At 41.3% G+C, this 1059-nt stretch carries 1 protein-coding gene; it reads left to right on the top strand.

Annotated features, from left to right (window positions below):
- A partial coding sequence (locus JN11_RS24285) for a LamG domain-containing protein (RefSeq protein ID WP_144916908.1) occupies nucleotides 1-1059 on the top strand: 1059 nt, incomplete at both ends.

The following is a 1059-nucleotide window of genomic DNA, read 5'->3' as shown; positions in this document are numbered from 1 at the left end:
ATGGCGCCTACGGTAACACACAATACAGCGTTTTACCAAAAAACATGGGCCAGCGACTACCAGGCTGTTTATCATTTTGGCGAAACAACCTATACGGGTACTACACAGGATGCTACTGCCAATGGAAATACAGGTACTACTCACGGAATGACGGCAAGTAATCTCGTTTCCGGAAAAGTTACCAACGCTTATTCTTTTAACGGATCTTCTACAAATATCACATCAAACGGAATAAGTATTACCGGGAATTTTACCATTTCGGCATGGGTTAATTTAACTGTTGCCTCACGTGACCAAAAAGTACTGAATAATGAAGATATCAATGATCAGGCTTCCGGTGGTGTTAAATTGTGCGTATTTGTTAATAATATCCCTGAAACTGAAGGTGGAAATGCGACTACCAGGCGAGCAACCCCAACGGCGCCTGCAATAACTGCGTCGTCCTGGCATTATCTTCAGGGCGTTTATAATGGTTCATCTTTGAGTACATATGTTGATGGGGTACAATATTCAATTATAAACACTACCCAGAATCCAACTCAACTCACTCCTTTTTATATAGGTGTAGGTGAAGGTGGAAATAAATATTATTTTGATGGTATTATTGATGAGGCCCGTGTATCCAGTGTCGCAAAAACAAGTGATTGGATAAAGGCGGAATACGTTAACCAAAATAACGCTGTATCATTTACCTACGTTGGATCAACTACAGTTAATACTACCAATGAGGCCGGTATAAATGGTGGGCTAACTTATACATGGACAGGTGCAACCAGTACAGATCCAACTGTTGCAACCAATTGGAACAATACTACTTTAGGAACCTCGAATCAATTGCCGGCCTTTACCGGAACCGCAACTTTAAAAATACCTTCCGGGTTAAGCCAATATCCGGTTTTAACAGCAGATGCAAGTATTTACGGATTAACCCTGGCAAGCGGTGCATCCATTAATTTAAACGGACATACATTAAGTGTAGGCTGTAATATTTACAATAGCTCTGGCGGCCAAATTCTTTATGGCAGCAATACCGCTTCAGGTTTAACCTGGAATGGCTCA

The organism is Mucilaginibacter frigoritolerans, from assembly GCF_007830615.1.
Classification (GTDB): Bacteria; Bacteroidota; Bacteroidia; order Sphingobacteriales; family Sphingobacteriaceae; genus Mucilaginibacter; species Mucilaginibacter frigoritolerans.
The sequence above is the reverse complement of the archived record's forward strand: the minus strand, read 5'-3'. Positions and strand labels throughout refer to the sequence as shown.